The 6,153-nt window shown below is 60.0% G+C and carries 7 protein-coding genes and 1 tRNA gene; 1 reads left to right on the forward strand and 7 read right to left on the reverse strand.

Annotation, left to right across the window (positions count from 1 at the left end; all coding sequences use genetic code 11):
* From BLS13_RS20010 to BLS13_RS20025, 4 genes are all read right to left on the reverse strand, one after another.
* On the reverse strand, positions 1-719 hold a 719-nt coding region (locus BLS13_RS20010), incomplete at its 3' end, for a TauD/TfdA dioxygenase family protein (RefSeq protein WP_093454782.1).
* 624 nt (positions 720-1,343) lie between these two features.
* Positions 1,344-1,499, reverse strand: coding sequence for a CoA transferase (locus tag BLS13_RS20530; protein ID WP_143012041.1), 156 nt, complete (start codon positions 1,497-1,499; stop codon positions 1,344-1,346).
* The gene (locus BLS13_RS20020; protein WP_143012042.1) at positions 1,496-2,419 is read right to left on the reverse strand and encodes a nuclear transport factor 2 family protein; all 924 of its coding nucleotides are present in this window, start codon (positions 2,417-2,419) and stop codon (positions 1,496-1,498) included. Before BLS13_RS20020 ends, BLS13_RS20530 begins: the two co-directional genes overlap by 4 nt.
* 277 nt (positions 2,420-2,696) lie before the next feature.
* The gene (locus BLS13_RS20025; RefSeq protein ID WP_093454786.1) at positions 2,697-3,491 is read right to left on the reverse strand and encodes an AraC family transcriptional regulator; all 795 of its coding nucleotides are present in this window, start codon (positions 3,489-3,491) and stop codon (positions 2,697-2,699) included.
* An 88-nt stretch (positions 3,492-3,579) separates the two neighbouring features.
* Between BLS13_RS20025 and BLS13_RS20030 the strand changes: the two genes are divergently transcribed.
* On the forward strand, positions 3,580-4,338 hold the full coding sequence (locus BLS13_RS20030) for a class I SAM-dependent methyltransferase (protein ID WP_093454788.1): 759 nt from the start codon (positions 3,580-3,582) through the stop codon (positions 4,336-4,338).
* A gap of 404 nt (positions 4,339-4,742) precedes the next feature.
* Here BLS13_RS20030 and BLS13_RS21315 read toward each other — a convergent pair whose 3' ends face one another.
* The 3 genes from BLS13_RS21315 to BLS13_RS20045 all read right to left on the reverse strand — a co-directional run bounded on the left by BLS13_RS21315 (position 4,743) and on the right by BLS13_RS20045 (position 6,099).
* Positions 4,743-4,985, reverse strand: a complete 243-nt coding sequence (locus tag BLS13_RS21315; RefSeq protein WP_093454789.1) for a hypothetical protein — start codon at positions 4,983-4,985, stop codon at positions 4,743-4,745.
* 147 nt (positions 4,986-5,132) lie between these two features.
* A tRNA-Gly gene (locus tag BLS13_RS20040) sits at positions 5,133-5,206 on the reverse strand.
* A 59-nt stretch (positions 5,207-5,265) separates the two neighbouring features.
* Entirely contained in the window at positions 5,266-6,099 is an 834-nt protein-coding gene (locus BLS13_RS20045; protein WP_093454791.1) for a tyrosine-type recombinase/integrase, read from the reverse strand.
* Positions 6,100-6,153: the final 54 nt, after the last annotated feature.

Consider the following 6,153-nt stretch of genomic DNA (forward strand, 5'->3'; position numbering starts at 1 on the left):
TCGCCGCGGCGCCAATCGTGGACGACGACATTCTCCGGCGCGTAGAGGTGCTCGAACAGCGCCTCCAGCAGTTCGTCGCTCTCATCCTTGGGCAGGCCGACGATGTCGCTGGTCATCTGTTGGCAGACATAGAGGATGGTCTCGCCCGTTCGCGGATGGCGGTGAGCGATGGGCATGGCCACGCAATCGTCGTCATCGAACTTGGCGAACTGCACGGTCGGATCGCCGCCCGAACGCTCGTAGCTAAGGTCGTGGATGTGTTTGGCCTCGCGCGTTCCGACGCGCTCGCGCAAGTCGGCCGGGAGGGTCTCCCAGGCCTTGGCGGCGCTCACGAACATGGTAGGCGCGGCGGGCTGGCCGACTTCGACGCCATAGAGCGAAAGGAGTTCGCAAGCATCCCCGCACCACATCATGTCGGTGTGAAACAGCAGGCGTCCGCTAGGCGAGATACCGTTCTTGGTCCTGTTGGAGATGAATGATTCGCGTTTTGGATCTACCGATGGACTCTGTTTCGGCACCTCGCGACCGATAATCGCGTAGGACAGGTAATTCTGGAAAGCCTGGTCCACTTCGATATCGCGGAATACCAGCAGCGCCCTTTCATCGAAGAGCCTGCGCAGCTCTCCCAGCGTTTCGCCGTCCAGCGGAATCTTGGGGTCCAGCCCGGAAATTTCGGCTCCAAACGCCGGGGCCAGGTCCCGGACTACCAGATTTGTCATGCTGCAATCCTCCAATCATCGCTTCGAAGCATGCGCCGTTGATCAGGTGCAGTTGGCTCCTCAGCCTGCAGGGCCGCATGCCTACAAGAAATTTGGGTCCGCAATATTTGACCGGCGTCAATTCCGCAGGCAAAAATATAGTGGACACTATGTGAGAAGCGGGATGGTTAATCCCGTCAAATGTGGTGCGAACGAACGGATCGCCGAGCGGGTTTGCTGATTTTCGGCCGCCCACATGCGCGAAGGATTGCCAAGATGGATAGCGCCAAATTCAAATCCAAGAACTATGTTCTGATCAACTCGGACGGCCACGCCCGCCCGGATCGCCGGGGAGTGGCGAACCATTGGTCAGGGGATCCGTTGGAAATTGCCAAGTAAAGGAAAGCCGTCAAAATTGCTTTTTGCTAAGCGGGTGTAAGCGTCAGGCAAAAATTACTGCAAGTGCAGAAGAAGGGCCCCGCAAAGGTGCTACAAGCGTATTGAAGTAGACGTGGCGCGACGGCACGCAGGGCCGCCCGTGTGTTCGTCCACCTCAGACTCGCGATGGCATCGCCGATGCCGAGGCTCGGCAGGTTCCGGTTGGGACCGATGCAGTCCGAATGGACAAGGCCGGGCGAGTGCCAATCAGGTGCTTGGCATCGTCGCGTCTGACGATTCGATCTTGATGACTTCGGCGCCAAGATCGCCCAGATGCATGCCAAGCTGGTTGGGCGAAAGGCTGGTTATCTCCAGCACGCGCAGATCGTCGAGAAAGCGCACCCGGCTTTTCGACTTGGTCATGCGGCGAAGGCTTTTTTCCCCATCGACGGGGCAGCAGCTGGCGTTCCACTGCTCTGGATGGGGTCTGTTCCGGCGCCGGTGCAGACCCAGTATTTGCGATCCTCGTCGATCGAGGTGAGATCTGCGGTGCAAAAATCGCGCTTGAGGCCGGTCTTGCGGTCTTCGACGATCCAGTAAAGTTCGGCGAACAAGAACCAGGTATCGATTACGCGGTTGACGATCTGGATGTCGATCACCCTGTAGCGCTCGAAAAGGCTGGTGAAATAGTCACGAATTTGCGCGCTACCGCCCACGTTCAGGAGCTGCGATTCGTCGACAAGGTAGTTGCGGATGGCGATCGCGGCATCGTCTCGCCAGGCCGCCATGATCGCGTCCACATCGCCCTTGCGCAGGTTTTCCAGATAGTCTTCGTGCTCGTGCAGCGCGCCGAGGCGCCGCACCGGCACCCTGGCATTGTCGACCGGGGCCGTGCCGTCGGCATAGCGGCCGACAGTGCCGATTTGCAATTCGCCCAGAATCCCGTCGCCGCCAACTGGGAACAGCACGGCTGTCTGTCCCTTTTGAATCACACCTGTCGAAATCGTCTTGATGTTCGAGACGCCGGACCACATTGTGTACCAGCTGCCACGAACTTCGATCAGCGGTTCCCAGCCGTGGATTTCAAGCTGGCTGCGCAACCCTTCATATTGTTCGCGGACTCCTTCGATGCTGTTGCCTTCGAGAAACCTGTAGGCACCGCCAGCGGCTTCGGACGGGACAGCTAGCGCCCAGGCGATAGGAGCATCGGTCGCCAGCGTTGCCGCGATCTTTTCCGGGTCTTGCGTCAATTCTGCCCAGATGTGGATCCAGCTCAACTCTGCGGCTCTCGCTGCGAGGCGGGCGTGGCTGACGGCCTCCGCGCTCATTGGCTGCTTCTTCATTTAACCGGTCTCTCCGCTTTGCGCATTACGGTTATCCTAACTTCCCCGCGATTCGATGCAATAGCAGAAACTATGTATGAGGCCTGTGCGCGGGCCTACGACCGGGGCATAGCACGGAAGGGGCGCGCTTCTTTGCGCTCGCTGGTCAGTAAGCGGTTTCGAAAACCTCAAGGAATGGCGAGCGCTTCTGATCGTCCCTTCCGCACATCGCCTGTCGACCCAAAGCTGGACGAGCAGAGCGCTCCACCAAACTTTTGAGGTAGCCGTTCGCGGCCGATTATCGCAGACGAAAACTCGATGGAGGCTCGCCAGTGAGTTTCGCGAACGCATGAGCAAAGGCGCTGAGCGAGGCATAGCCTACATCCGCCGCGACGTCGGTGACTCGGCGGCCCTCGATCAGCAGCCCCATCGCCATCAGAACGCGCGCCTGCCCGATCCAGACCTGCCAGCTAATACCGGACTCCTTAGCGAACAACCGTCGAAACGACCGCTCGGACATCGCGGCGGCAGCGAGAGCGCCGGTCTGGGTGGCGCCTGCGAGATCGGCGGCGGCATAGTCCATCGCCCGCACAATCGCAGGATGCTCGGCACCGGGAAGGTAAAGCGGTAGCTCCGCCTCCAACCATTCACCGCACAGGAGGGCGAGCGTGCGCAGGAAGCTTGCGGCAATCCGGTCAGTCTCATCGGCGCCGAGCGGCCAGCGCGTCGCGTGCAGGATCATTTCGCGCATCAAGGGGCTGGCGATCAGGATGCGCACCCGCCCCGTGGAATCGGGCACGACGGCGGGCGAAAAATAGAGCGAAGCGCCCTTCGCCTCGGAGATTAATGTTCGGTGGCGCACGCCGCCCGGTATCCATGCAGCGCGGCCAGTCGGCAACACGTGACGGCCTCGCGTGGTTTCGATCTGGGTCGGCCCGTCCATGGCGTAGATCAGTTGGTGATAGTCATGCGTATGCCAGTCGTAGAACGTGTTTCGCGCGCGATCGAGAAAGGCAAAGCCGATGCCGCTCGGCCGATCAAGGCCGTGGGAATGCAATGCATCACGCGTTTCCTCGCTGCTGAGCGATCTCATGGCCGATATCCGTCGATTAATGACCGTTGATCGTTAGCCGGCCATCGTGAAGAAGGCTATCTCCCGTTCTTCGAGCACGGAGAACGACATGACCATGAGCGCGCACGATCAGCGAATTGTTGATCAGTTCACCCGTTGGGCGAAGCCATTTGCGGAACTGCCTATCCATGCCGAAGCCGACGCGATGGCGCGTACAATCGGAGCCTGCGCGCCGACACCCGGCATGGACGTACTCGACGTCGCCTGCGGTCCCGGTATCCTAACCTGTGCGCTCGCGGAACATGCGCGCCACGTCACCGGAATCGACATCACGCCTGCGATGATCGCTCAAGCTCAGGTCCGGCAAGCCTCCACGAATCTGGCCAATCTGACATGGCACGTTGGTGATGCGCTGGCGCTGCCGTTCAATGACGGTTGCTTCGATTGCGTGATCACGCGCTACAGTTTCCATCATATGCCTGACCCCGTCGCTGCGCTGGCGGAGATGAAGCGGGTCTGCCGTGTAGAGGGGCGTATCGTCGTTATCGACGCCACGCCTGCGCCCGACAGGCAGTGGGCCTATGACGAGATGGAACGGCTGCGCGACCCTTCCCATACCAGCGCTTTGACGCTCGACCAACTGCGGCAGATCGGGGGCAATGCCGGGCTCCAGGAAATTCTCGTCGATAGCTATCGGCTGGAGGCTCGCCTCGATACGCTCGCCGACGCCGAGGATATGCCAGCCCTGATCGCGATGTTCGACACCGATATCGCGAGCGGCGCGGATCGTATCGGCGTTGGCGCTTGGCAAGCCGAGGACGGTATCCGCTTCCATTTCCCTGTATCGATCATGGCCTGGAGGCAGTAGCTGCCCAGCGACCTCCGTATCTTATAGACCACTGCTCGGAAGCGGACGGCAGATTTTCCTCGTTCCGGTCATTCCCGAACCGAGTAGCGAAGGTCGTATTGTGGTCGCTTCCGGTAATAGCGAAGACCCAAAAGGAAACTTCAGCCCTTTGAGGTTTGCTTTAAGCAGTGTGGCAGCCATTGCACGAAAGCCATGGGCGGTCATCTCGTCCTTGCCGTAACTCATGCGGCGCAGGGCGCCGTTGATAGTGTTGTCGGACGTGGGCCGGTTGACGGAGCGCAGCGATCGGAAAAGATACACGCTGTAGTCCGCGTCATGTTCGATCTCGCGTATGATCGCGATGGCCTGTCGAGACAGCGCACGGCACGCGGCCGGCGCATCTTCATCTTGTGCTCGGGGGTCGGTCAGACCTTCTGATCAAAGTTGAATTCGTTCCATTCGGCATGCCGTAGTTCGCCGGGCCTGACGAAGACGTGCGGGAGCAGGCGCATGGCGATCCGGGTCCGCACACCACCCTCGTAATCCTCGATCGAGCGCAACAGGCCGCTGGCCTCCTTCGGCGTCGTGATCGCGGCGCGGTGGACGACTTTAGGCGTGACCAATGCGCCGCGCAGACGCGAGGCCCCCACTTTGGGGGCCACCCACATTGACCAGCTCGGTTGAGGCCCCCAAATGGCCCCCAATCTGCCCGGCTACGCATGGATGCGCGCAACCTTCACTGGTCTGATGGAGAGAAAATACCGCGGATTTCAGCGGGTTGCAAAGCCCCGCATGGACGTCGGTGGATCGTAGGATGGAGCGGGTGAAGGGAATCGAACCCTCGTCGTAAGCTTGGGAAGCTTCTGCTCTGCCATTGAGCTACACCCGCAAAACGGCAGAAAACCGGGGTTTTCCATCCGCTAGGTCGAGGCGGTTTACAATTCCGGTTTACACCGACCGTCTCATCCGCTCGCCGAGTGCCACAATTACCTTGGTCTGGTCAACGTAAGTATGGCGGATGCGTGAAACTTCGTCAGGGGACCAGCCCATCATCCCGGCTAATTCCTGATCAGTCAGATCGGTCGTCGTCATCAGCTTGGTGGCGTATGTGCCTCTGGCGTCGTGAAGATGCTTTTTGCGGCGAACTCCTGTTTCCGGGTCGATATGGACGATGCCGAGCATGTCGCGGACCTTGCCCACGGCCTTGGTGAGGCGGTCGGGTGTCCACGGTGCGCCGTCATTATCCACCAAAACTGTGTTTACGCCTTCCTTGCGAGAGCGGCTCTCCAGTTCCTCGATCAGTGTGTCTAATTCGGGGAGGCGGATCACGGTCGCGTAGCGACGCCGTCCCCGGCTACTCTTCTTTGCCTTTTTGAGGATCGCGAAACGGCTGATCTGATCCCATGTCAGCGTCACCAAATCTTCTCGGCGAAGCCCGGTGGTCGCGGCAAGGCGAAGGCCATCTGAAGCGGCAGGGAGGCTCATTTCGATGGCTTTCGCATGAAAGCGGGTCAACTCGTCCGGCGTCCAGATGATCTCTGCCCGGTCCCCGCCGCGATAGAGTGATGGTATGCCTCGCGCGACGTTGGTGATCACCTTTCCTCGCAACTCGCCAAATGCCAGCAAGGATTTGAGTACGGTCACGCCCATGTCGGCGGCGCGCGGTGTCGCGGCCCGGCTATCTCTCCATGCTACGATCTTTGCCTTCATCCGGGGATCATTGAAAACGGTCAGGGGCACCGCACTGTTGATTGCTGCTGAGAAGTGACCCGGGGTTTTCATCGAGAAGTGACCCACCTTGCGATTATGTTTCGGATGTCATTGGTGGGTCAAGAC

This window comes from Sphingomonas sp. YR710 (genome assembly GCF_900101455.1).
Classification (GTDB): Bacteria; Pseudomonadota; Alphaproteobacteria; order Sphingomonadales; family Sphingomonadaceae; genus Rhizorhabdus.